Origin of the sequence: Hydrogenophaga sp. Root209 (assembly GCF_001428625.1) — a bacterium.
In the GTDB taxonomy this organism is placed as follows: Bacteria; Pseudomonadota; Gammaproteobacteria; order Burkholderiales; family Burkholderiaceae_C; genus Hydrogenophaga.
Genome location: NZ_LMIE01000030.1, coordinates 125,958 through 148,218 on the forward strand (window position 1 = coordinate 125,958; position 22,261 = coordinate 148,218).

Here is a 22,261-nt window from a genome sequence, read left to right on the forward strand (position 1 = left end):
CTCGGCCTGGGTTTGTTTCTCGCCTGCACCCTCGCGGGCTCGTGAGCGCACGGCGCTCTGCTCCGCGAAAATCAACAGCGGACAGGATTGCGACAGTACCGGTCGAGTTCGCGCACCGTGCTTTGCCGCGCCACCGTCTGTTTGGCATTCGGCCCCACTTCCAGACTCAGCTTCATTTCGTATTTCTTGAAGAAGTCGTCGAACAATTCCCCGCCCAACGTGCCGGTGGCCGTCAGCTGATCGGTCGTCACGTCGTGTTCGATCAGCACCGCGCACAAGGGCTGCTCGGCCGGTCCATCGAGCACCTGGGCGCCGCGCGCCGGGTCGTACTGGCTGTGATCGGCGCAGCAATGGATCAGATCGTTGCCCTTGCTCGGCGTCTGTGGATTCACCGCCGCGCCCTTGCGAAAGCTGATGAAGCTCAACTCTTTCGTGGGGTAGACCAGCTTGTGCGCGCAGATGGCCGAGAACGCCACCAGGCTGCGCTGTGGGCCGACACCGCCGGGCCACTGGTAGGTCTGCTTCTCGCGCGTGACGAGCTGGGTTGCCGTGGCCGGCTTGCCCAGGTCGAGCAGAAAGACAGGCGTGGCCTCGAAGGGATAGTGAAACACGTAGTTGGTCTGAGCACGCAAGCTGGCGGCCTTGAGCGGGCGGCCGTGTTCGTCGACCAACAGCACTCGGCCGTAGCTGCGGGGCTTGGTGTCAGCCGCCCAAGCCGTGCCGGCCAGCGCTGTTGCCAACGAACCCGCGCCCAGCGCACAACTTTCCACGAATTCACGACGATCCATCGGTAGACCCCCAGTGCGGTGAAACAGCGACCACGACCGTGGTCTGATCCGCAGTGAAACGCATCGGCGGCCATGGTGTCAACCCAGGCGCACATGCCCCAGCCGACCAGGGGGACAAGCGGCTTTTGACTTTGTCCATCGCGCGCTGGGCGCGGGGCCACTCACAGATTGATTTGCGCCCAGGCCTTGTCCAGGCGTTTCACGCTGACCGGCTGCGGCGTGCGCAGCTCCTGCGCAAAGAAGCTCACCCGCAGTTCCTCCAGCAGCCAGCGCAGTTCCTGCAGGCGCGCGTCCTGCACACCCTTGCGCTCGGCCACCAGGCGCCAGAAACGCTGGTCTTGCGGGCGCAATTCGGCCAGCCTTGAAGCGTCGCGCGCCGGGTCGGCCCGCAGCTTGTCCAGCCGCAGCTGCACCGCCTTCAGGTAGCGGGGCAGGTGCTGCAGTTGGGCGTAGGGGGTGAGCAACAGGAAACGTTTGGGCACCAGCCGGGCCAACTGCTGGCCGACATCGGTGGCCACATCGGTGGGCGGTTTGCTGTCCTTGAGCTTGCGTGCGGCGGCGGCGTATTCGGTGAGGATGGCGCCGGCGCTGCGCGCAATTTCGCTGGCGATCAGCGTGAGGCGTCCTCTTCCTTCATCCACGCGCTGTTTGAAGGCCACCTCGTTGGTGGGCAGGGGTTCGGCCAGGAAGGCCCGGTCCAGCGCCAGTTCCAGTATCTGCGTGCGCAGTTCTTCCAGCGTGCCGCCACCGCCCGACTCCTTGCCCACCTGCATGTAGGCCGCGGCCATGGTCTGCAGGCCGGGCAGGTTCTTCTCCAGATACTTGAGCGCATCGCGGATCTGCAGCGCACACAGGCGGCGCAGGCCCTCGCGGTGTCGGGCCTTCGCCACGTCCGGCTCGTCGAACACCTCCAGCCGGACCGCATCACCGTCGTCGATGAGCGCGGGAAAACCGATCAACGATTGCTGGCCTTTGCGAATCTCCATCAGCTCGGGGAGTTCGCCGAAGTCCCAGCTGGTGTGGCGCTGTGCGGCGCTCACCGCAGGCGCGCTGGTCGCAGCCGTGCCGGCGGTTGTGGTCACCCGCGCGGCGGGCCGTTGCGCCTGAACCGGCGCAGCCGGGCGCAGGCTGTCCAGTTTGATGGAGGCAAGCGCCTGGAAAGCACCGCGCGCCTGGCTGCCCAGCTCGGCCTTGAGCGCGGCCAGACTGCGGCCCTGGCCGAGCTGACGGCCATGTTCGTCCACCACACGCAGGTGCATGAAGTGGTGAGGGCTGAGCATGTCGATCTTGATGTCGTTGCGCTGGATGTCGAGCTGCGTGGCCTCGCGAACCAGTTTCAGCAGTGCATCCATCAGGTTGCCCGCACCAAACGCCGCCGGTTCGCACAGCGCCTGTGCAAAGCGCTCGGCCGTGGCCGGCAAGGGCACCAGGCGTGAGCGTGGACGCTGGTGCAGCGTCTTGAGCAAGGCCAGCAACTTGTCCTTGAGCATGCCGGGCACCAGCCAATCGCAGCGGTCGTCGCTGGCCTGGTTGAGCGCAAAGATCGGCAACGTGACCGACAGGCCGTCACGTGGGTCACCGGGCACGTGCAGGTAGTCGCAGGCACAGTCCACGCCGCCCAGGCGCAGCGTCTTCGGGAATGCCTGCGTGGTGATGCCCGCGGCCTCATGCCGCATCAGCTCTTCGCGCGTGAGCAGCAGCAGCTTTGGATTGCGCCGCACCTCGTCCTGGTACCAGCGCTCGAAGCTTGCACCGTTGCAGATGTGCGCGGGCAGTTGTTGATCGTAGAAGGCGTAGATCAACTCGTCGTCGACCAGCACGTCCTGCCGGCGCGACTTGTGCTCCAGCTCGGCCACCTGCTGCACCAGCTTCTGGTTGGCGGCCAGGAACGGCAGACGCGTCTCCCAGTCACCTGCCACGAGCGCTTCGCGAATGAAGATCGCGCGCGCGCCCACCGGGTCCACACGGCCGTAGTCGGTGCGCCGATTGTTGTAGACCACCAGGCCGTAGAGCGTGGCGCGCTCCAGCGCCGTCACCTGAGCCGATTTCTTTTCCCAATGCGGATCGAGCAGCTGCTTTTTGAGCAGGTGCGAGCCCACCTGCTCCAGCCACAGAGGCTCGATGCCGGCGATGCCACGGCCAAACAGGCGGGTGGTCTCCACCAGCTCGGCACAGACGATCCAGCGCCCGGGTTTCTTGCTGAGGTTGGCGCCCGGGTGGCGGTAGAACTTGATGCCGCGCGCGCCCAGGTACCAGTCTTCCGCCTCGCTCTTCTGGCCCACGTTGCCCAGCAGGCCGGCCAGCATGGCCAGGTGCAGCTGCTCGTAGCTCGCGGGCTGGATGTTGATCTGCCACTTGTGCTCGGCCACCACGGTGTGCAGCTGGGTGTGGATGTCGCGCCACTCGCGCACGCGCCGCACGTTGACGAAGTTCTCCCGCAGCAGGTTCTCGTACTGGCGGTGGCTGAGCTTGTGGTCCTTGCCATGGCCGCCTTTCGTGTCTTCAAGCCATTTCCAGAGCTTGAGCGTGCCGCTGAATTCGCTCTTCTCGTCGTCAAACTTGGCATGCGCCTGGTCGGCCTGGGCCTGCTTGTCCAGCGGTCGGTCGCGCACGTCCTGCACGCTCAAGGCCGAGGCGATCACCATCACCTCGTCGAGCGCGCCGCGTTGCTGCGCCTCCAGGATCATTCGGCCCACGCGCGGGTCCAGCGGCAGGCGCGAGAGCGTCTGGCCGATGGGTGTGAGTTCGTTGTCGTCGTCCACTGCCCCGAGCTCGGCCAACAGCTGGTAACCATCCACGATGGCGCGTTTCTGCGGTGCTTCGATGAAGGCGAAGTCTTCCACCGCGCCCAGGCGCAGCGCCTTCATGCGCAGGATCACGCCGGCCAGCGAGCTGCGCAGGATCTCGGGGTCGGTGAACTTGGGGCGGCCGTTGAAGCCAGCCTCGTCGTACAGGCGAATGCAGATGCCGTCGGCCACGCGGCCGCAGCGCCCGGCGCGCTGGTTGGCCGCGGCCTGGCTGATGGGCTCCACCATGAGCTGCTCCACCTTCTGGCGGAAGCTGTAACGCTTCACGCGCGCGTTGCCGGCGTCGACCACGTAGCGGATGCCGGGCACGGTGAGCGAGGTCTCGGCCACGTTGGTGGAGAGCACGATGCGCCGCCCGCTGTGGTCCTGGAAGATGCGGTCCTGCTCGGCCTGCGACAGGCGCGCGAACAGCGGCAGCACCTCGGCGTTGCGCAGCGTGGGGATGTGGCTCAGGTGCTTGCGCAGATGGTCGGCCGCCTCCCGGATCTCCCTTTCACCCGGCAGAAAGACGAGAATGTCGCCCCCCTGGGGACCCCGCCACAGTTCATCCACCGCATCGGTGATGGCGCTGTTGAGGTCGTAGTCACGGCTCTCTTCGAACGGACGCCAGCGCACCTCCACCGGAAAGGTGCGTCCCGACACCATGAGCACCGGCGCCGGCCCGCGTTTGGAGGCGAAATACTGCGCGAAGCGGTCGGCGTCGATGGTGGCCGAGGTCACCACCACCTTGAGGTCGGGCCGGCGCGGCAGCAACTGGCGCAGGTAGCCCAGCAGGAAGTCGATGTTGAGGCTGCGCTCGTGCGCCTCGTCGATGATGATGGTGTCGTAGGCGCGCAGGTCGGGGTCGGTCTGTGTCTCGGCCAGCAAGATGCCATCGGTCATGAGCTTGACGGACGCGTCCTTCGAGAGCCGGTCCTGAAAGCGCACCTTGAAGCCGACCACGTCGCCCAGCGGGGTCTTCAATTCTTCAGCAATGCGCTTGGCCACGCTGGAGGCGGCGATGCGCCGCGGCTGCGTGTGGCCGATCATCTGGCCGCGCTGGCCCGGTTTCGCATTGAGGCGACCACGCCCCATGGCGAGCGCGATCTTGGGTATCTGCGTGGTCTTGCCGGAGCCGGTTTCACCGCAGACGATGACCACCTGGTGGTCGCGCATTGCCGCCTCGATCTCGTGGCGGCGGGCCGAGACGGGCAGCGTCTCCGGGAATTCGATGTGCAGCGGTGTGGAGGACAAGAGAGGAACTTCGGTCAAAATCGGGCAGCCGGCCATTATCCGCGTCCGGCCCACCGTCTGCCCGCCATCCGCCCCATGTCCACAGTCTTCAACTTCACCTTCGTTCCCTGGTTCCGCTCGGTCGCGCCCTACATCCACAAACACCGGGGCAACACCATCGTGGTCGGCATCGCGGGCGAGGCCATCGCGGCCGGCAAGCTGGAGAAACTGGCGCAAGACCTCGCGCTGATCCAGAGCATGGGCGTGGAGATCGTGCTGGTGCATGGCTTTCGCCCGCAGGTGAACGAGCAGTTGCGCCTGAAAGGCCATGAGGCGAAGTACTCGCATGGCATGCGCATCACCGACGAGGTGGCGCTGGACTGCGCGCAGGAAGCCGCCGGTCAGCTGCGCTACGAGATCGAGGCGGCCTTCAGCCAGGGCCTGCCCAACACGCCCATGGCCGGCGCCACCGTGCGCGTGATCTCGGGCAACTTCATCACCGCGCGCCCCGTGGGCCTGATGGACGGGGTGGATTTCCTGCACTCGGGCCTGGTGCGCAAGATCGACACCGAGGGCATTCAGCGCACGCTCGACATGGGCGCCATGGTGTTGCTCTCGCCCTTCGGTTTCTCGCCCACCGGCGAGGCCTTCAACCTGACCATGGAAGACGTGGCGACCTCGGTGGCGGTGGCGCTGCAGGCAGACAAGCTGATGTTCCTGACCGAGGTGCCCGGCATTCGCGTCGACCAGGCCGACCCGGAAAGCGACATCGACACCGAGCTGCCGCTGGCCGACGCGAAGAAAATGCTGGCCGCCCTGCCCCCGGCCACCCAGCCGACGGACACTGCGTTTTACCTGCAGCACTGCATCCGCGCCTGCGAAGGCGGTGTGGAGCGCAGCCACATCCTGCCGTTCGCAGTGGACGGTGCACTGCTGCTGGAGATCTACACCCACGACGGCATCGGCACGATGGTGGTGGACGAAAAGCTGGAGAGCGTGCGTGAAGCCACCATGGACGACGTGAGCGGCATCGTGGCACTGATCGAGCCGTTCGAGAAGGACGGCACGCTGGTCAAGCGCGACCGCACCGAGATCGAACGCGACGCCGGCAACTACACCATCATCGAGCACGACGGCGTGATCTTCGGCTGCGCCGCGCTCTACCCCTACCCGGAAGCACGCACCGGCGAGATGGCTGCCCTCACCGTGTCACCCGATACGCAGAGCCAGGGCGATGGTGAACGGCTGCTCAAACGCATCGAGGTCAGAGCCAAGGCACAGGGCCTGCAGAGCATCTTCGTGCTCACCACCCGCACCATGCACTGGTTCATCAAACGCGGCTTCGTGCAGGTCAGCGCGGACTGGCTGCCCGAGGCGCGCAAGCGCAAGTACAACTGGGATAGAAAGAGCCAGGTTCTGGTGAAGAAGCTGGGCTGACCCAGCAGCCCGCCAAGTTCAGGCGGGGGTGCGCTTCACCCAGAGCACGACTGCCGCCAGCGCAATCGCGGTGAAGCTGAGGAACGACCAGTTGGCGATCGACAAACCCAGAAAGGTCCAGTCGATCACCGAGCAGTCGCCACTGCCGCGGAAGATCATGGGAATGGCGCGGCGAAGCGGAAAGGATTCGATCATTCCGAAGAAGTCGCGTCCGCAGCTCAGGACCTCTGGCGGATTCCATTGCAGCCAGCTCTGGCGAGCAGCCACAAACGCCCCAAAAACGGCCAGCACACCCATCTTGATGATGCCGCCCAGCAGCCAGAAGCGGCTGCGCAGAAATGCCGTGACCCCGGCCACCAGCGCCACCGCGATCAGCGCGTAGCGCTGCACGATGCACATCGGGCAGGGCTCAAGACCCACGACGTGCTGCAAGTAGAGGCCAAAAGCCAGCATGCCGATGCACACCAGAGCGATCAGGCCCAGAAGCTGGCGGGGATTGCGTTCGAGAAAGGAAGGCCTGACGGTCGGGATGGTGGTGATCAAGGGAGACCCTGTGGTTGAACGGTGCTTCGGAACAGAGCGCTCACAGACCGATCAAGTTCCTGCGAACGCACGCTCGATCACGAAAGCGCCCGGCCGGCTGGTGTTGCCTTCTTCGAAACCCAATTTTTCAGCCAGCGCCTTCAGGTCGCGCAGCATCTCGGGGCTGCCGCAGATCATGATGCGGTCTTCCGCCGGGTTCAGCATGGGGATCCCCAAGTCCTTGGCGACCCTGCCTTCGGCCAACAACTGCGGGATGCGACCCTGATGCACGAACGGCTCGCGCGTGACCGTGGGGTAGTACAGCAGCTTCTGCTGCACCATCTCGCCCAGGAATTCGTCGTGCCGCAGCGCATCGCTGAGGTACTCGCGGTAGGCCAGTTCCTTGACCTGGCGCACGCCGTGGATCAGCACCACCTGCTCGTAGCGCTCGTAGGTTTCCGGATCGCGGATCACGCTGAGGAACGGCGCCAGCCCGGTGCCGGTGGCCAGCAGGTACAGGCGCTTGCCGGGCAGCAGGTAGTCGATCAGCAGGGTGCCGGTGGGCTTGCGGCCCACGATGATGGTGTCGCCCACCTGGATGTGTTGCAGTCGCGAGGTCAGTGGACCGTCGGGCACCTTGATGCTCAGGAATTCGAGGTGATCGGCGTAATTGGGGCTGACGATGCTGTAGGCGCGCAGCAACGGCTTGCCGTCAACACGCAGGCCGATCATGGTGAAGTGCCCATTGGAAAAGCGCAGCGACGCATCGCGCGTGGTGGTGAAGCTGAACAGCCGGTCGGTCCAATGATGAACGCTGAGCACGCGCTCTTCCTGAAATGCACTCATGAGGGGTCCTGTGAAGGCGAAGGTGTCTATTGTAAAAAGGCGTCGTGGCAACAAGGCCACCATGGACTTGCGCACCAGCGATCATGCAGACTGCAGCCCTGATGACTTTGCGGTCGATCAAAGGTTGCTACAGTCGCCCTCTGCCGCACGAAGCCCGCATCATGCCGGCCTTCGCAAGACACTGGAACGAATAATTTCTTCCATTCGTTATAACCAAATCATCTGACCCACACCAAGGACACCCCATGGCACGCACCGTCAACTGCATCAAGCTCGGCAAAGAAGCCGAGGGCCTGGACTTTCCGCCCTACCCTGGCGAGCTGGGCAAACGCATCTATGAAAGCGTGAGCAAGGAAGCCTGGGCCGCCTGGCTCAAGCACCAGACCATGCTGCTGAACGAAAACCGCCTGAACCTGGCCGATGCACGCGCCCGCCAGTACCTCGCGCGCCAGATGGAAAAGCACTTCTTCGGCGAAGGCGCCGACGCTGCTGCCGGCTACGTGCCGCCACCTTCGGCCTGATCCGCGCAACCCACGCGCCCGCGCCCGTGTCTGACGCTCGACGCCATGCCTTGGTGATCGGCGCTGGCCTGGCTGGCGCGGCGGCCTGCTCCGCGCTGGCCCGCCGTGGATGGCGAATCACGTTGCTGGACGCTGCTGGCGGGCCAGCCAGCGGCGCATCGGGCCTGCCGGTGGGCATGCTCAGCCCCCACGTCACACGCTCACCCACACCGTTGTCGCGCCTGTCAGCCCTGGGCGTGGCCGACACCCTGGCCGAGCTGCGGCGTCTGGTGCCTGAAGGATCGGGCTGGCAAGCCTGTGAGGTCGACAACCTGGCCCACGATCCTGGCCGCTGGCCCGCCGCCCTGGTGCGTCCTTCCGCATTGGTGCAGGCCTGGCTGAATGAGGCGACGGGACTCGACGCGCTGACCTGTCTCTGGAACGCACACGTCCACCGGCTGAGTCTCGACATGAGCCGCGACCCGTCTTGCCCCGCGGTCTGGCAAGCCTGGGACGCAGAAGGTCACCCGCTGGCCAACGCACCGGTGGTGATCGTCGCGGCGGCACTGGGCAGCTTGAGCTTGCTCGCGGGCGATTCGGGTCAACTGTCAGGCGGTGATTTGCCCCTGCGCCCGGTGCAGGGACAAATGAGTCTCGCGGCGCTGGAAGGCCCTGTCCTGGCCGAGCGGCCTCAGCGCAACGACGGCGTGTTCGTGCCGCGGTACCAGGACAGTGGCCTGCCGCCCCTGTGGCCCGACACGATCTGGACCATGGGCTCGACCTATGAGCGCGGCCTGACCCACACCGACGTGAGCCTTGAGGCCCATGAGCGAAATGCCCTAAGCCTGCACGCCATCCAGCCGGCGGCGGCCGACCGTCTTCGATCCACTCTGGCCCGAGGCCGGTTGCTGGGTTGGGCGCAGGTGCGTTGTGCCTCGCTGGACCGGCTTCCCCTGGTGGGCGCGGCACCCGACACCGCCGCGCTTCGCGACCTCATGGCATCGGGGCGCGGGCAACGTGTTCGTGTGCAGTTGGCGGATGTTCCTCGCTGGCCGGGTCTCCACCTGCTCAGCGCCATGGGCTCGCGGGGCCTCACCCTGGCCCATTGGTGCGCAGAGCAACTGGCCATGCAGCTGGCGGGTGAAGCCACATGGGGGGAACAGAGCTTGCAGGAGGCACTGGACCCAGCGCGGTTTGCCCTCAAAAACGCCCGCCGTCAGGGCGTCGCACAGGAACGGGCTACAGCAGGTTGAGCCAGACTGAAATTTCGGGCGGCTGAATCGGGCGCGCCAACAGGGCCGAGATGCCCGCGCGCTGGGCATGGCGTCGCACGCGGCGCCGACTCCACCATCCGGCCGATGGACCCGCAAGCTCACTGGTGGCCAGGGTCAGGGCCTTGGGGTTGTGCTCGGCAAACAGCCGCATCAACAACCAGACATCCAGTTGGGGATCGTCCAGATTGAAGACACCGCAGACATAGTCACTGCGGGCAATGATCGCAATCGCGGCTTCGGTGTTGGTGACCTCGTCCACCTGCGCCACGCCGGCCAGGGCCAGGCGGGTTCGCAGATAGGTGCGTTCCTGCTCGTCGGCGCCAGCCACCAAGGCACGGCGCACCCCGATGACGTCTTCTCCAAAGGCCACGTCGAGCGGTGCAGGGGCGGTCACATCCAGATCGAGCAGACCGGAGTCGGCCTGCTTGGCCGCATAAACCGCATCCAGATCGTTCAGCACGGCGGCCCAGTCGATCGGCCGGTTCATGACGCGCCACGCATGGTCTGGCGCATCCTGGCCGACCCAGATCAGGCGCTGCCCCGTCGGCATTTCCTTGGCGTGCGACAACACCGCCTCGGCACTCTCCCCATCCACCAGCGCCACTTCAGACACCCCCTTGGGCGCAGCCACGCCTGGGGCGGTCAAGGGAACGTAAGGGGCATACGACAGATCCCGGGACTGGGAAAGGCGGAACACGGTGTTCAAGGCGTGTCGCTCCACGTCGGAGAAACCCACCACACTGACCAGAACACGCTGTTTTTGCATGGCGGCGATGTTACGTCAGCGCCTCTGCGCGCCGCGGCACGTGCGTCAGCCCGTGGGGACCGACGTGCGAAGCCACACGCTCGGACTTCTATATTCACCTGAGGCATACCCCCATAAAGAAAAAATCGTTTGGGATATAAGCCCGGCTCCGTAAAGTCGCGCCCATGCCTGACATCGCCATCATCCTGGCCGGATTCGCCGTGGGACTCATCGTGGGTCTCACGGGTGTGGGTGGCGGTTCGCTCATGACGCCCATCCTCATCTTCTTCTTCGGCGTCAAACCGTACCTCGCGGTCGGTACCGACCTCCTGTTTGCGGCTTTCACCAAGATGGGCGGCACCGTCAGCCTGGCACGCCAGAAGCTCGTGCCATGGCGCGTGGTGGGACTGCTTTGCGCGGGCAGCATCCCCGCCGCGCTGATCACCCTGGGCGCCCTGCACCGGTTGGGCCCCGCCAGCCCGCTGGTGCAATCGCTCATGACCAACACCCTGGGTATGGCGCTGCTGCTCACCGCCGCCGCCATGCTCTACAAGGCCGCGCGCGGCAAGCAATTGCCACGAACCCTGGCCGCAGGCCAGTTGGAAGCCGCGACGCACGCTCGCCACTGGAGCCTGCCGGTGCTGTTTGGCGCAGTCATCGGCACGCTGGTCACGCTCACCTCGGTCGGCGCCGGTGCCATCGGCGTGTCGGTGCTGTTGCTGCTGTTTCCGCTGCTGCCCCTGCCGCGCATCGTCGCCGCCGACATCGCCTACGCCGTGCCTCTCACGCTGGTGGCGGGCCTGGGTCACGCCAGCATGGGCTCGGTCGACTGGCCGCTGCTGGCCAAGCTGCTCGCGGGCTCGCTGCCCGGCATCTGGCTCGGCACCCGCCTGATGCGCCACACGCCCGAGCGCCTGGTGCGCTCTGCGCTCTCGGTGTTGCTGGCCTACGCCGGCATGAAATTGATCGCCCTCTGATTCTTACTGCCCCACGACGACGATGTACCAATATTCCGACTTTGACCGCCAGTTCGTGCAATTGCGCGCCGACCAGTACCGCGACCAGCTCACCCGCTGGCAAGCCGGCACGCTGGGCGACGACGAGTTCAAGCCGCTGCGCCTGCAGAACGGCTGGTACGTACAGCGCTTCGCGCCCATGCTGCGCGTGGCCGTGCCCTACGGCGAAATCAACAGTGCACAACTCAAGGTGCTCGCAAAGATCGCGCGCGACTTCGACCACAAGGAAGACCACGACGTTTCCAAAGCCAACGCCGGCCTCTCCGAAGTGCCCACGCTGCCCGACCGTTGCGGCCACTTCTCCACGCGCCAGAACGTGCAATACAACTGGATCCCGCTCGCACGATCGGCCGACGTGATGGACCTGCTGGCCAGCGTGAACCTGCACGGCATCCAGACCAGCGGCAACTGCATCCGCAACATCACCACCGACGCGCTGGCGGGTATCGCGGTCGACGAAGTCGCCGATCCGCGCCCGTTTGCCGAAATCATGCGCCAGTGGAGCACGCTGCACCCCGAGTTCGCCTTCCTGCCGCGCAAGTTCAAGGTGGCGATCACGGGTGCGCGCGAAGACCGCGCCGCCACCGCCTGGCACGACGTGGGCTTGCGCCTGCTGCGCAACGTCGACGGCGAACTGGGCTTCCAGGTGCGCGTGGGTGGCGGCATGGGCCGCACGCCCATCATCGGCAGCGTGATCCGCGAGTTCCTGCCCTGGAACCAGATCCTCAACTACCTCGAAGCCGTGGTGCGCGCCTACAACCGTTTCGGCCGTCGCGACAACATGTACAAGGCGCGCATCAAAATCCTGGTGAAGGCCGAGGGCCAGGCGTTCAACGACCAAGTGGAGGCCGAGTATCGCGACATCATCGAAAAAGACGGTGCGCCCCACACCATCAGCCAGGCCGAGTTCGACCGCGTGAGCGCCTTCTTCGTGCCGCCGCAACTCAACTGCGACCGCAAGAGTGCCGACGCCAAGATCGCCCACATCCTCAAGGCCGCCGCCGAGGACGACATGGAGTTCAGCCGTTGGCTCACGCAGAACGTCAAGCCACACCAGAACCCCGACCTGCGCGCGGTCACGCTGTCGTTCAAGCGCTTCGGCCAGGCGCCCGGCGACGCCACCGCCGAGCAACTGGAGCGCGCTGCCGACCTGGCCGAGCGCTTCTCGGCTGGCGAGGCCCGGGTGACGCACGAGCAAAACCTGCTGCTGCCCTGGGTGCGTTGCGACCAACTGCCCGAGCTCTGGCGCGAAGCCCGCCGCCTGGGCCTGGCCAAGCCCAACATTGGCCTGCTGACCGACATGATCGCCTGCCCCGGTGGCGATTTCTGCGACCTGGCCAACGCGCGCTCGCTGCCGCTGGCGCAAGCGATCCTGGGTCGCTACAAAGACCTCGACGAGCTGCACGACCTGGGGGAGATCGACCTGCACATCAGCGGCTGCATCAATTCCTGCGGCCACCACCACAGCGGGCACATCGGCATCCTCGGCGTCGACAAGGACGGCCAGGAGTGGTACCAGGTCACGCTCGGAGGCTCGGACGGCACGCGCCTGTCGGGCGAGGCCACGCCGGGCAAGGTGATCGGCCCCTCGTTCGCCGCGAGCGAAGTGCCTGACGTGATCGAAGCCTTGCTCGACACCTACCGCTCGCAGCGGGCTGGCACCGAGACCTTCGTGGCCACGCTGCGCCGAACCGGCGCCGACCCCTTCAAGAGCGCAGCCAACGCGGTGCGCACGAGCACGGCCCGCGCCACCGCCTGAGGACAGACACCATGAGCCAGCCCCTTCAACTCTTCAGCGCAGGCGCCTTTGCCCCCACCGAGGCCGAGGCACAGCGCCTGTCGCTCGCCAACGACACAGACCCACGCGACGCCGACCTCTCCGGCATCGCCGTGATCGAACTGCACTTTCCCAAGTTCAGCGATGGCCGCGCCTTCAGCCAGGCCTTCCTGCTGCACCGCCGCCTTGGCTATACAGGTCAGATCCGCGCCACCGGCGACGTGCTGATCGACCAGCTCGTGCAGATGCAGCGCAGCGGCTTCACGCAGGCCGTGCTGCGCGCTGACCAGAACCTGGCGCACGGCCAGGCGCTGCTGGCGCACTACCCCGCCTTCTACCAGGGCGATGCGGTGCATATCGCGCCCCACTTTGCCCCTGCTTGAGGACTGCCTTCATGAAAGCCCTCGACCTCTACAACAAGCCCTCCAGCGACTTTGCCGCCAAGGTGGAGCGCAGCATCGCACTGCTGAGAGAAACATCGGCCTCCCACCCCAGGCTGACCCAGGCCTCCAGCCTCGGCGCTGAAGACATGGTGGTCACTCACCTGATGCACCTGGCCGGTATCGATGCCAGCGTCTTCGTGCTGGAAACCGGCAAGCTGCACGCCGAGACGCTCGCCATGATCCCGAAGATCGAGCAGCGTTACGGCATCAGCGTGCAGGTGTTCCGCCCGAAACAGGAGTCGGTCATCCACTTCGTTCGCAAGAACGGTGAGGAGGCGATGTACCAGAGCATTGAACTGCGCAAGGCCTGCTGCGACATCCGCAAGATGGAGCCGCTCGCTCGCGCCCTCGCCGGCCACGACGGCTGGATCACCGGCCTGCGCCGCGAGCAGTCGAACGCGCGCGCCGAGGTCGGCGAGGTGGTGCAGGAACCCGGCCGCATCAAGGTCAGCCCCATCGTCGAATGGACCTGGGGCGACGTGTGGCACTTCATCGCCGAGCACCAGCTCGACACCAACGCGCTGCACGACCAGTTCTACCCCAGCATCGGCTGCGCGCCCTGCACCCGTGCCATCAGCGTCGGCGAGGACTTCCGCGCCGGACGCTGGTGGTGGGAACAGGAAAGCGCCAAGGAATGCGGCCTGCATGTGCAGCCCGCCACTTCTCCCCTCGTGTCCTCACTCGAACGGACCCCCTCATGAACGCCCGCACCGAATCCGCCGTGATCCAGACCGCCCTGCAGCACGCCAGCGACCACCACCTGAGCAACGCCCACCTGGATGCACTGGAAGAAGAAACCATCTTCATCCTGCGTGAGGTCGCGGCCGCCTTCGAGCGCCCGACGCTGCTGTTCTCTGGCGGCAAGGACTCGCTGGTCATGCTCAAGTGCGCCGAGAAGGCGTTCGGCGCGGGACGCATCCCGTACCCACTGTTGATGATCGATACCGGTCACAACTTTCCCGAGGTGACCGACTTCCGCGACCAGCGTGCGAAGGAACTGGGCGCAGAACTCATCGTGCGCAGCGTCGAAGACTCCATGGCGCGCGGCACCGTGCGCCTGGCGCACCCGGGAGAGAGCCGCAACGTGCACCAGTCGGTCACGCTGCTTGAAGCCATCGAAGAGTTTCGCTTTGACGCGCTGATTGGTGGCGCTCGTCGCGACGAGGAAAAGGCCCGCGCCAAAGAGCGCATTTTCTCCCACCGCGACAGCTTCGGCCAGTGGCAACCCAAGGCTCAGCGCCCCGAGCTCTGGACCCTGTTCAACACCCGGCTGCAGCCCGGCGAGCACTTTCGCGTGTTCCCGATCAGCAACTGGACCGAACTCGACGTGTGGCAGTACATCGCCCGCGAAAACATCGCCCTGCCCTCGATCTACTACACGCACCAGCGCGAGGTGGTCGACCGCCGAGGCCTGTTGGTGCCGGTGACCGAACTCACACCACCGCGCGACGGTGAGACCGTGCAGGTGCGCGACGTGCGATTCCGCACCGTGGGCGACATCACCTGCACCTGCCCGGTGGAGAGCCTGGCAGCCACCGCCGACGACATCGTGATCGAGACACTGGCCGCCGAGGTCAGCGAGCGCGGCGCTACGCGCATGGACGACAAGACTTCCGATGCTTCGATGGAAAAACGCAAAAAAGATGGCTATTTCTGAAGCCGCGCCGATACAGGACACCGACATGACCACACTCGCCCCTCAAGCCACCGCGCCACAAACCGCTACAGGCCCTATCGACACGCGTTCCGCCCTGCGCCTCATCACCTGCGGCAGCGTGGACGACGGCAAGAGCACGCTGATCGGCCGCCTGCTGGTCGACAGCAAGGCCGTGCTTCAAGATCACCTGGCCGGCGTGCAGCGCCACGGCCAGACCGACCTCGCCCTGCTGACCGACGGCCTGTCGGCCGAGCGCGAACAAGGCATCACCATCGACGTGGCCTACCGCTACTTCAGCACCGAGGCGCGCAAGTTCATCATCGGTGATGCGCCGGGCCACGAGCAGTACACCCGCAACATGGTCACGGCCGCATCCAGCGCCGACGCCGCCGTGGTGCTGGTCGACGCCACCAAGCTGGCCTGGGCTGACGCCGCGCTCAAGCTGCTGCCCCAGACCCGCCGCCACAGCCTGCTCCTCAAGTTGCTGCGCGTACCCTCGGTGGTGTTCGCCATCAACAAACTCGACGCTGTGGATGACAGCACCGTCGCGTTCGAACACATCGGCGCGGCCTTGCGTGAATTTGCCGCGCAAGCCGGTATTCCGGTCACCGCTGTGGTGCCCATCTCGGCACTCAAGGGCTGGAACGTCGTCGACGCCAGCGAACAGGCGGGCTGGTGCGGCTACAGCGGCCCCACGCTGCTCGAGATTCTTGAAGGCCTGCCTGTGACACCGGCAGACAGCACGCTGCCTTTCGCCTTTGCCGTGCAATGGGTGGAGAAGTTCAACAGCTCCGCCGACACCTCACAAGGCCGTCGCGTGTTCTGGGGCCGCGTGGCCACCGGAGGCGTGCAGGCAGGCCAGGGCGTGCGCATCATGCCCAACGGCCAGACCGCCGTGGTGGCCCAGGTGCTCAACCACGTGCGCCAACCGCAGGCCGTGCTCGCTGGCCACAGCGCAGGCATCGTTCTCGACCGTGAAGTTGATGTCTCGCGCGGCGACTGGCTGCTGGCCGATGGCGAAGGCGAGGCTTTGAGCGGCAGCCGCGAGATTCGCGCCACCGTGGCCTGGCTCGACGACGAAACCCTGGTGCCTGGCCGCGTGTACTGGGCGCTGCACGGGCACCGCTGGGTCAAGGCCAAGATCAAACGCATCGTGCACCGGCTCGACATCCACACCCTGGCAGAAGAGGACGCCAACCAGCTGGAACCCAACGCCATTGGCCACATCGAACTGACGCTGCAGGAACCACTGGCCACGCTGCCTTTTGCGCAATCGCGGGCCTTGGGTTCGCTGGTGCTGGTGGACACCGCGAGCCATCGCACGGCGGGGGCCTTGCTGGTCCAGTGACGACAGCGCGGGCCGCGCAGCGCGCCCGCACCCGCCTAACTTGTGTCACGGCAAGGGCCATGGCCCAGCCCATCCCTGCCGGAAACCCTAAAATCACGGCTTCCACCGATTCCCAAGACCACCATGACTCACGTTGTCACCGAAGCCTGCATCCGTTGCAAATACACCGACTGTGTGGACGTCTGCCCCGTGGACTGCTTCCGCGAAGGCCCCAACTTCCTCACCATCGACCCGGACGAGTGCATCGACTGCGCGGTGTGCATCCCCGAATGCCCGGTGAGCGCGATCTACGCCGAAGAAGACCTGCCCAAAGACCAGTTGCACATGACCAAGCTCAACGCCGATCTGGCGCTGTTGCCTGGCTGGAAGAGCATCACCAAGCGCAAGGCCCCCCTGGCCGACGCTGACGACTGGAAAGACCGCACCGGCAAACTTCCCGAGTTGCTGCGCTGATCGGCATGGAGCCGGACCTGAACACGGCGGCCAGCTTGAACGCTGCCGTGCACGAAGGGCTAGTCGAAACCGACGCGGTCGTGATCGGAGCCGGCCCCGTCGGTCTGTTCCAGGTGTTCGAGCTGGGCTTGCTGGAGATCAAGGCCCATGTGATCGATGCCCTGCCCTACCCTGGTGGGCAGCCGGCCGAGCTCTACCCCGACAAGCCGATCTACGACATCCCGGCCATTCCGGTGTGCACAGGCCAGGAACTGGTCAACAACCTGCTCAAGCAGATCGAGCCCTTCGGCGCCACCTTCCACCTGGGGCAGGAAGTCACCACGGTTGAACAGCAGGATGACGGCCGATTCTTCGTGGCCACCTCCCGTGGCACACGTTTTCTCACCAAGACGCTTTTCATCGCCGCAGGCGTCGGGGCGTTCCAACCTCGTGCTCTCAAGCTCGACGGGCTCGATGCATTTGAAGGACGACAACTCTTCTACCGAGTCAAGAACCCCAACGAGTTTGCTGGCCAGAACATCGTGATCGTGGGCGGCGGGGATGCGGCGCTTGAGTGGGCCACGACCTTCGCCGAACAGGGCCCCAACCACGCCAGGAGCGTGACCTTGATTCACCGTCGCGATGGCTTCCAGGCTGCGGCTGCGAGCATCGCACGCATGCGTGAATGCTGCGAGCGTCGCGAGATGCTTTTCATGGTCGGTCAGCCCACCGGCTTCGAATCCAACGGTGATCGCCTCACAGCCGTGCAGATCACCGACCCCCAAGCCGTGACTCACACCGTACCGCTCGACGTGTTGCTGGTCTTCTTCGGCCTATCGCCCAAGCTCGGACCCATCGCCGAATGGGGGCTGGACATCGAACGCAAGCAACTCGTGGTGGACACCGAGAAGTTCTCCACCAGCGTGCCGGGCATCTTCGCCGTGGGCGACATCAACACCTATCTCGGCAAGAAGAAGCTCATCCTCTCGGGCTTTCACGAAGCCACCCTCGCAGCCTTTGGCGCGACACCTTTCATCTTCCCCGACAGGAAGGTGATGCTTCAATACACAACCACGAGCACCAAACTGCACAAGGTGCTCGGCGTGGCATCACCCGTGTTCGATTGAACACGACAAATTTTCGACAAAACCTACGTTACGTCAGAAATCGAAAAAATCAACGCTATAATTTGAGGCTGTTCCCTGATAGCTCAGTTGGTAGAGCGACGGACTGTTAATCCGCAGGTCCCTGGTTCGAGTCCAGGTCGGGGAGCCACCCAACATCCACTCAAAGGCCTTCTTGCGAAGGCCTTTGTTGTTTCTGCAAGCCCATGCCTGCCATGAACCCACGACTGATCAGAGCCATTTTCTGGTGCAGCGCCATCGTGCTGGCCATTGCGTCTCTTTTGCCCTTGGATCTGTTGCCGCGCGAAGCCGCAACGATCTGGGACAAAGGCCAGCATGTCTTCGGGTTTGCCTGGTTGGCGTTGGTGGGCCTGCTGGCATACGGCCGCCAGCCCTGGCCGATGCTCGCAGGGCTGGTTGTGTACGGCGGTGTCATCGAACTGTTGCAGGCCGCCACCGGCTGGCGATACGGCGAGTGGCTGGATTTTCTGGCCGATGCCATCGGCATCTTCATCGGCGCGGCCCTGTGGCAGGGTCTGAGGCGTCTGGCAACACCGCAGAACTGAGGCCAGCCGCACAATAGCGGCATGTCGCACGCCCCACCCAACCGCGCCCTGCCCTGGCTGGAACCTGGTCAACCGTTTCCTCCGGTGGAGACAGCGTGGGGCTCGGGCGATCCAGCGCCTGGCCTGTTGGCCGCTGGTGGCGTGCTCGATGTGCCGTCCCTCATTGCGGCCTATTCGCGGGGCATCTTTCCTTGGTTCAGCGCCGGACAGCCCATTCTGTGGTGGAGCACCGATCCCCGCATGGTGCTGGAGACGCAGGCGTTTCGCCTGCACCGGTCGCTGCGCAAGACCATCCAGAAAATGCGCCTTGAAGGCAGTTTGGAGATTCGCTTCGACCACGGCTTCGAGCGTGTGATCCGAGCTTGCGCCAGCACGCCGCGGGATGGTCAGGATGGAACCTGGATTCTGCCGGCCATGGTGCAGGCCTACACCCGGTTGCACCATGCGGGCATCGCTCACAGTGTGGAGACCTGGATCGATGGCGAACTTGCCGGCGGCCTGTATTGCATCAATCTGGGCGGCATGGTCTATGGCGAATCCATGTTCAGCCGGCAAAGCGATGCCTCCAAGATCGCGCTCGCCGCACTGGTGGCCTTCTGCCGAGCCAAGGGCTTGCCTCTGATCGATTGCCAGCAGAACACGCCACACCTCGCCAGCCTCGGAGGGCGATTGATGCCTCGAGTGGCCTTCTGCCGACACGTCAGCGAGGCCATGTCGCGCCCCGCGCCAAGGTGGGAATTCCTCCCCATATACTGGCAAAACGTCATCCCTGAACAACGTCGGCACGCGTGACACACCTCAAAGAACTCCCGCTCCAGGCGCTGCAGTTTTACGCCACAGCGCCCTACCCGTGCAGCTACCTGCCGGGACATCAGGCCAGATCGCAGGTGGCCACGCCCAGCCACCTCATCCACAACGACGCCTATTCCGATCTGGTCACGCACGGCTTTCGCCGCAGCGGCATGTTCACCTACCGCCCGTACTGCGATGGTTGCCAGGCCTGCGTGCCACTGCGCGTGCCCGTGGCGGATTTCAAGCCCAGCCGCAGCCAGCGTCGTTCCCACGCGCAGCATGCCCATTTGCAAAGTCGTGTGCTCAAGCTGTGTTTCGTACCGGAGCACTATCAGCTTTACTTGCGCTACCAGAACAGTCGCCATGCCGGTGGCGGCATGGACCACGACAGCATCGACCAGTACACCCAGTTCCTGCTGCAAAGTCGAGTCAACTCGCGCTTGATCGAGTTCCACGAGCCGGGCACGGATGGGCAACCCTCGCGCTTGAAGATGGTGTCCATCGTCGATGTACTCAACGACGGCTTGTCGGCGGTCTACACCTTCTACGAGCCCGATGACAAGGCCAGCTACGGCACCTACAGCGTGCTCTGGCAGATCGAGCAGGCGAAGGCGCTGGACCTTCCCCACATCTATCTGGGCTACTGGATCGCCCAGAGCAGCAAGATGAGCTACAAGGCGGGCTTTCAACCACACGAGTTGTTGCTCGATGGTCGATGGGTCCCGGGCGCTTGAGACCGAATGGCGCGCGCACCACACGGCACCTGATTTCATCTCGTAAAATTTCGGTCACACTCGTGCCATGACCAAACGCTCCGACTCCATCCCCGCCACGCCCACGGTTCAGGTCATTGAACGCATGTTCAACCTGCTCGAAGTACTTGCCTCCAAAGAAGAGCCGGTATCGCTCAAGGAGATCAGTGAAAAGACGGGATTGCACCCGTCAACGGCGCACCGCATTCTCAACGACCTCACCATCGGCCGCTTTGTTGACCGCCCCGAAGCGGGCAGCTACCGGCTGGGCATGCGGCTGCTGGAACTGGGCAACCTCGTGAAGGCCCGACTGAGCGTGCGCGACGCAGCCTTGCTGCCCATGCGCGAATTGCACAAGCAGATCCAGCAACCGGTCAATCTAAGCGTGCGCCAAGGCGACGAGATCGTGTATGTCGAGCGCGCCTACAGCGAACGCTCGGGCATGCAGGTGGTGCGAGCGATTGGCGGCCGCGCGCCACTGCACCTCACGTCGGTGGGCAAGCTCTTCCTCGCCGATGACGAGCCACAACGTGTCAGGGCCTACGCCACGCGCACGGGGCTGGCAGGCAACACGCGCAACAGCCTGACCCAGTTGCCCAGCCTGGAACGCGAGCTGGCGCAATGCCGCCAGGCCGGCGTGGCGCGCGACAACGAAGAACTGGAGCTGGGCGTGCGCTGCATGGCCGCCGGCATCTACGACGACCAGAACAAATTGGTGGCCGGCCTGTCGATTTCCGCACCGGCGGATCGGATTGATGAAAGCTGGCTTCCCAAACTCAGGACCACGGCAGCGGAAATATCGTCGGCCCTGGGATGTTCACGGCCGGCGGGTACGACAGCACGCTGAGCTCGCTGGCGCACATGAAAAACGGTCCTGCAAGGACCGTTTTTTTATCGCTCGGGGAGCGGACCCGAATCAACCCTGCGGGCGCGCGGCCATCATCGGGCGAGGCGTTGTTTCAGCCTGTACTTCCACCCAACGCCGCACGCGCTCCGCGTCCTGCATGCGGCTCAGTTTGCCAGCCGAGTCCAGGAACACCATGATCAACTGGCGACCCGCCACCTTCGCCTGCATCACCAGGCAGCGGCCTGCTTCAGAGATGTAGCCCGTCTTTTGCAGGCCGATCTCCCAGTCCGGGTTCTTGATCAGGCGATTCGAATTGTTGTAGTGCAGCGTGCGGCGGCCCAACTCGACCTCATGGCCAGGCGATGTGGACAGGCTGCGCAGAATGGGCCGCTCATAGGCCACCGACACCAACGTGGCAAGATCGCGCGCGCTGGACTGGTTCAGGCTGGACAGCCCCGTGGGTTCGACGTAACGGGTGTCGCTCATGCCGAGTTGCCGTGCCTTGCTGTTCATCAGCCGGACAAACTCGCTCAAACCACCTGGGTAGGTACGACCAAGGGCATTCGCAGCGCGATTTTCGCTGGACATCAGCGCCAGATGCATCATTTCGCCACGCGACAATGTGCTCCCCACTGCCAGCCGCGAACTGCTGCCCTTGTAGGTGTCAACATCGTCCTGGGTGATGGTGATCAACTCGTTCATGTCCAGATTCGCGTCGGCGATCACCAGACCGGTCATGAGTTTGGTCAAGGACGCGATGGGCAGCACGGCGGCGTCGTTCTTGCTGAACAAGACCTCATTGGTTTCCTGATCGATCACCAACGCCACGCTGGAGTTGAGGTCCAGGCGATCATCGCTGCCACGCAGACCCAACTGCTCCCCCATGGACAGCCGTGCTGGTGCGACCACCCGCACCACGGCAGTCTTGTAGGATTTGCTGGCTGCGTTGCGGGAGGCCACCTGACGGGCCGTGGGCTTCTTGCCCGACGCAATCTGAACCTTGACTCGGGATGGCCCCCTTTTCACCACGACCACGGCCTTCTTTGGCTTGGCTGTCGCTTGCTTGCGGGTGGGTGCTTGGGCCGACACAGCTTTTCGCTTGGTCGCAACTTTGGCCGACGCTGCTTTTGAGGTCTTGCCGACCTTGGCCGTGCTGGAGGCCGCGTTCACCACCAAGGGCAATGCGCACACGCCCATCCAGGCGGCCACCGTGGCTGCAAAGATCAGTTTTCGAATGCGGAAAACGCCTAGGCTCATGACTTCACTCCAGCACAGGGATTGCGCTGGAGTGAAGTATAGGCATACAGAAAAAAACTAGCAATATCAAATGCTTGGGAAATTCTCTTAAATGATCGGTAGAACAGGTGCTACTTTTG

21 protein-coding genes and 1 tRNA gene are annotated in these 22,261 nt (G+C 64.7%); 16 read left to right on the forward strand and 6 right to left on the reverse strand.

Annotated features, from left to right (window positions below):
• Positions 1-71: 71 nt before the first annotated feature.
• Positions 72-788, reverse strand: a complete 717-nt coding sequence (locus ASE11_RS17415; RefSeq protein WP_056274616.1) for a (2Fe-2S)-binding protein — start codon at positions 786-788, stop codon at positions 72-74.
• A gap of 161 nt (positions 789-949) precedes the next feature.
• Positions 950-4,864 carry an ATP-dependent RNA helicase HrpA gene (gene hrpA / locus ASE11_RS17420; RefSeq protein ID WP_056274618.1) on the reverse strand — a complete coding sequence of 1,305 codons (3,915 nt, stop codon included), beginning with the start codon at positions 4,862-4,864 and terminating at the stop codon, positions 950-952.
• A 39-nt stretch (positions 4,865-4,903) separates the two neighbouring features.
• Between hrpA and argA the strand changes: the two genes are divergently transcribed.
• Complete coding sequence (gene argA / locus ASE11_RS17425) at positions 4,904-6,244, forward strand: amino-acid N-acetyltransferase (protein WP_056274619.1); 1,341 nt, start codon at positions 4,904-4,906, stop codon at positions 6,242-6,244.
• 18 nt (positions 6,245-6,262) lie between these two features.
• Here the strand turns inward: argA and ASE11_RS17430 are convergent, their stop codons facing one another.
• Both ASE11_RS17430 and ASE11_RS17435 read right to left on the reverse strand, forming a co-directional pair.
• The gene (locus ASE11_RS17430) at positions 6,263-6,787 is read right to left on the reverse strand and encodes a disulfide bond formation protein B (RefSeq protein ID WP_414842466.1); all 525 of its coding nucleotides are present in this window, start codon (positions 6,785-6,787) and stop codon (positions 6,263-6,265) included.
• A gap of 51 nt (positions 6,788-6,838) precedes the next feature.
• Positions 6,839-7,612 (reverse strand): ferredoxin--NADP reductase, encoded by a 774-nt coding sequence (locus ASE11_RS17435; RefSeq protein WP_056274622.1) that lies wholly within the window; start codon positions 7,610-7,612, stop codon positions 6,839-6,841.
• A gap of 245 nt (positions 7,613-7,857) precedes the next feature.
• Here ASE11_RS17435 and ASE11_RS17440 point away from each other — a divergent pair, with 245 nt between their 5' ends.
• Together ASE11_RS17440 and ASE11_RS17445 are read left to right on the forward strand one after the other, a co-directional pair.
• Complete coding sequence (locus ASE11_RS17440; protein ID WP_056274624.1) at positions 7,858-8,133, forward strand: oxidative damage protection protein; 276 nt, start codon at positions 7,858-7,860, stop codon at positions 8,131-8,133.
• Positions 8,134-8,159: 26 nt separating this feature from the next.
• On the forward strand, positions 8,160-9,365 hold the full coding sequence (locus ASE11_RS17445) for an FAD-dependent oxidoreductase (RefSeq protein WP_082585822.1): 1,206 nt from the start codon (positions 8,160-8,162) through the stop codon (positions 9,363-9,365).
• Here ASE11_RS17445 and ASE11_RS17450 read toward each other — a convergent pair.
• On the reverse strand, positions 9,352-10,152 hold the full coding sequence (locus tag ASE11_RS17450; protein WP_056274629.1) for a hypothetical protein: 801 nt from the start codon (positions 10,150-10,152) through the stop codon (positions 9,352-9,354). The two genes, ASE11_RS17445 and ASE11_RS17450, sit on opposite strands and share 14 nt — an antisense overlap.
• A 164-nt stretch (positions 10,153-10,316) precedes the next feature.
• On the opposite strand from ASE11_RS17450, the gene ASE11_RS17455 reads away from it, so the two are divergent.
• From ASE11_RS17455 to ASE11_RS17515, 13 genes are all read left to right on the forward strand, one after another.
• On the forward strand, positions 10,317-11,108 hold the full coding sequence (locus ASE11_RS17455; RefSeq protein ID WP_056274632.1) for a sulfite exporter TauE/SafE family protein: 792 nt from the start codon (positions 10,317-10,319) through the stop codon (positions 11,106-11,108).
• A 22-nt stretch (positions 11,109-11,130) separates the two neighbouring features.
• On the forward strand, positions 11,131-12,906 hold the full coding sequence (locus ASE11_RS17460; RefSeq protein ID WP_056274634.1) for a nitrite/sulfite reductase: 1,776 nt from the start codon (positions 11,131-11,133) through the stop codon (positions 12,904-12,906).
• Positions 12,907-12,917: 11 nt separating this feature from the next.
• A complete protein-coding gene (locus tag ASE11_RS17465; RefSeq protein ID WP_056274636.1) occupies positions 12,918-13,307 on the forward strand; it encodes a DUF934 domain-containing protein in 390 nt (129 codons plus the stop codon).
• An 11-nt stretch (positions 13,308-13,318) separates the two neighbouring features.
• Entirely contained in the window at positions 13,319-14,068 is a 750-nt protein-coding gene (locus ASE11_RS17470) for a phosphoadenylyl-sulfate reductase (protein ID WP_056274638.1), read from the forward strand.
• Complete coding sequence (cysD, locus tag ASE11_RS17475; RefSeq protein WP_056274640.1) at positions 14,065-15,024, forward strand: sulfate adenylyltransferase subunit CysD; 960 nt, start codon at positions 14,065-14,067, stop codon at positions 15,022-15,024. The genes ASE11_RS17470 and cysD overlap by 4 nt, the downstream gene beginning before the upstream one ends.
• Positions 15,025-15,049: 25 nt before the next feature.
• Positions 15,050-16,372, forward strand: coding sequence for a sulfate adenylyltransferase subunit 1 (locus ASE11_RS17480; protein WP_056274643.1), 1,323 nt, complete (start codon positions 15,050-15,052; stop codon positions 16,370-16,372).
• A gap of 123 nt (positions 16,373-16,495) precedes the next feature.
• Positions 16,496-16,825: a ferredoxin FdxA gene (gene fdxA, locus ASE11_RS17485; protein ID WP_056274645.1), complete on the forward strand. Its 330-nt coding sequence runs from the start codon at positions 16,496-16,498 to the stop codon at positions 16,823-16,825.
• Positions 16,826-16,830: 5 nt separating this feature from the next.
• On the forward strand, positions 16,831-17,931 hold the full coding sequence (locus ASE11_RS17490; protein ID WP_056274649.1) for an NAD(P)/FAD-dependent oxidoreductase: 1,101 nt from the start codon (positions 16,831-16,833) through the stop codon (positions 17,929-17,931).
• 72 nt (positions 17,932-18,003) lie between these two features.
• Positions 18,004-18,079 (forward strand) — tRNA-Asn (locus tag ASE11_RS17495).
• Positions 18,080-18,143: 64 nt separating this feature from the next.
• The gene (locus ASE11_RS17500; RefSeq protein WP_056275047.1) at positions 18,144-18,494 is read left to right on the forward strand and encodes a hypothetical protein; all 351 of its coding nucleotides are present in this window, start codon (positions 18,144-18,146) and stop codon (positions 18,492-18,494) included.
• Between the two features lie 21 nt (positions 18,495-18,515).
• A complete protein-coding gene (aat, locus tag ASE11_RS17505; RefSeq protein ID WP_056274651.1) occupies positions 18,516-19,286 on the forward strand; it encodes a leucyl/phenylalanyl-tRNA--protein transferase in 771 nt (256 codons plus the stop codon).
• Positions 19,283-20,020, forward strand: a complete 738-nt coding sequence (locus ASE11_RS17510) for an arginyltransferase (protein WP_056274653.1) — start codon at positions 19,283-19,285, stop codon at positions 20,018-20,020. Before aat ends, ASE11_RS17510 begins: the two co-directional genes overlap by 4 nt.
• A gap of 67 nt (positions 20,021-20,087) precedes the next feature.
• Positions 20,088-20,885 (forward strand): IclR family transcriptional regulator, encoded by a 798-nt coding sequence (locus tag ASE11_RS17515; RefSeq protein WP_056274655.1) that lies wholly within the window; start codon positions 20,088-20,090, stop codon positions 20,883-20,885.
• A gap of 69 nt (positions 20,886-20,954) precedes the next feature.
• On the opposite strand, the gene ASE11_RS17520 is transcribed toward ASE11_RS17515, so the two are convergent.
• Positions 20,955-22,142: a serine hydrolase gene (locus tag ASE11_RS17520; RefSeq protein WP_056274657.1), complete on the reverse strand. Its 1,188-nt coding sequence runs from the start codon at positions 22,140-22,142 to the stop codon at positions 20,955-20,957.
• Positions 22,143-22,261 lie beyond the last annotated feature (119 nt).

What these genes read in the sequence shown, in the direction of transcription:
- ASE11_RS17415 (WP_056274616.1), bottom strand. Translation starts at nt 788, where the DNA reads ATGGATCGTCGTGAATTCGTGGAAAGTTGTGCGCTGGGCGCGGGTTCG.
- hrpA (WP_056274618.1), bottom strand. Translation starts at nt 4,864, where the DNA reads ATGGCCGGCTGCCCGATTTTGACCGAAGTTCCTCTCTTGTCCTCCACA.
- argA (WP_056274619.1), top strand. Translation starts at nt 4,904, where the DNA reads ATGTCCACAGTCTTCAACTTCACCTTCGTTCCCTGGTTCCGCTCGGTC.
- ASE11_RS17435 (WP_056274622.1), bottom strand. Translation starts at nt 7,612, where the DNA reads ATGAGTGCATTTCAGGAAGAGCGCGTGCTCAGCGTTCATCATTGGACC.
- ASE11_RS17440 (WP_056274624.1), top strand. Translation starts at nt 7,858, where the DNA reads ATGGCACGCACCGTCAACTGCATCAAGCTCGGCAAAGAAGCCGAGGGC.
- ASE11_RS17450 (WP_056274629.1), bottom strand. Translation starts at nt 10,152, where the DNA reads ATGCAAAAACAGCGTGTTCTGGTCAGTGTGGTGGGTTTCTCCGACGTG.
- ASE11_RS17455 (WP_056274632.1), top strand. Translation starts at nt 10,317, where the DNA reads ATGCCTGACATCGCCATCATCCTGGCCGGATTCGCCGTGGGACTCATC.
- ASE11_RS17460 (WP_056274634.1), top strand. Translation starts at nt 11,131, where the DNA reads ATGTACCAATATTCCGACTTTGACCGCCAGTTCGTGCAATTGCGCGCC.
- ASE11_RS17465 (WP_056274636.1), top strand. Translation starts at nt 12,918, where the DNA reads ATGAGCCAGCCCCTTCAACTCTTCAGCGCAGGCGCCTTTGCCCCCACC.
- ASE11_RS17470 (WP_056274638.1), top strand. Translation starts at nt 13,319, where the DNA reads ATGAAAGCCCTCGACCTCTACAACAAGCCCTCCAGCGACTTTGCCGCC.
- cysD (WP_056274640.1), top strand. Translation starts at nt 14,065, where the DNA reads ATGAACGCCCGCACCGAATCCGCCGTGATCCAGACCGCCCTGCAGCAC.
- ASE11_RS17480 (WP_056274643.1), top strand. Translation starts at nt 15,050, where the DNA reads ATGACCACACTCGCCCCTCAAGCCACCGCGCCACAAACCGCTACAGGC.
- fdxA (WP_056274645.1), top strand. Translation starts at nt 16,496, where the DNA reads ATGACTCACGTTGTCACCGAAGCCTGCATCCGTTGCAAATACACCGAC.
- ASE11_RS17490 (WP_056274649.1), top strand. Translation starts at nt 16,831, where the DNA reads ATGGAGCCGGACCTGAACACGGCGGCCAGCTTGAACGCTGCCGTGCAC.
- ASE11_RS17500 (WP_056275047.1), top strand. Translation starts at nt 18,144, where the DNA reads ATGAACCCACGACTGATCAGAGCCATTTTCTGGTGCAGCGCCATCGTG.
- aat (WP_056274651.1), top strand. Translation starts at nt 18,516, where the DNA reads ATGTCGCACGCCCCACCCAACCGCGCCCTGCCCTGGCTGGAACCTGGT.
- ASE11_RS17515 (WP_056274655.1), top strand. Translation starts at nt 20,088, where the DNA reads ATGACCAAACGCTCCGACTCCATCCCCGCCACGCCCACGGTTCAGGTC.
- ASE11_RS17520 (WP_056274657.1), bottom strand. Translation starts at nt 22,142, where the DNA reads ATGAGCCTAGGCGTTTTCCGCATTCGAAAACTGATCTTTGCAGCCACG.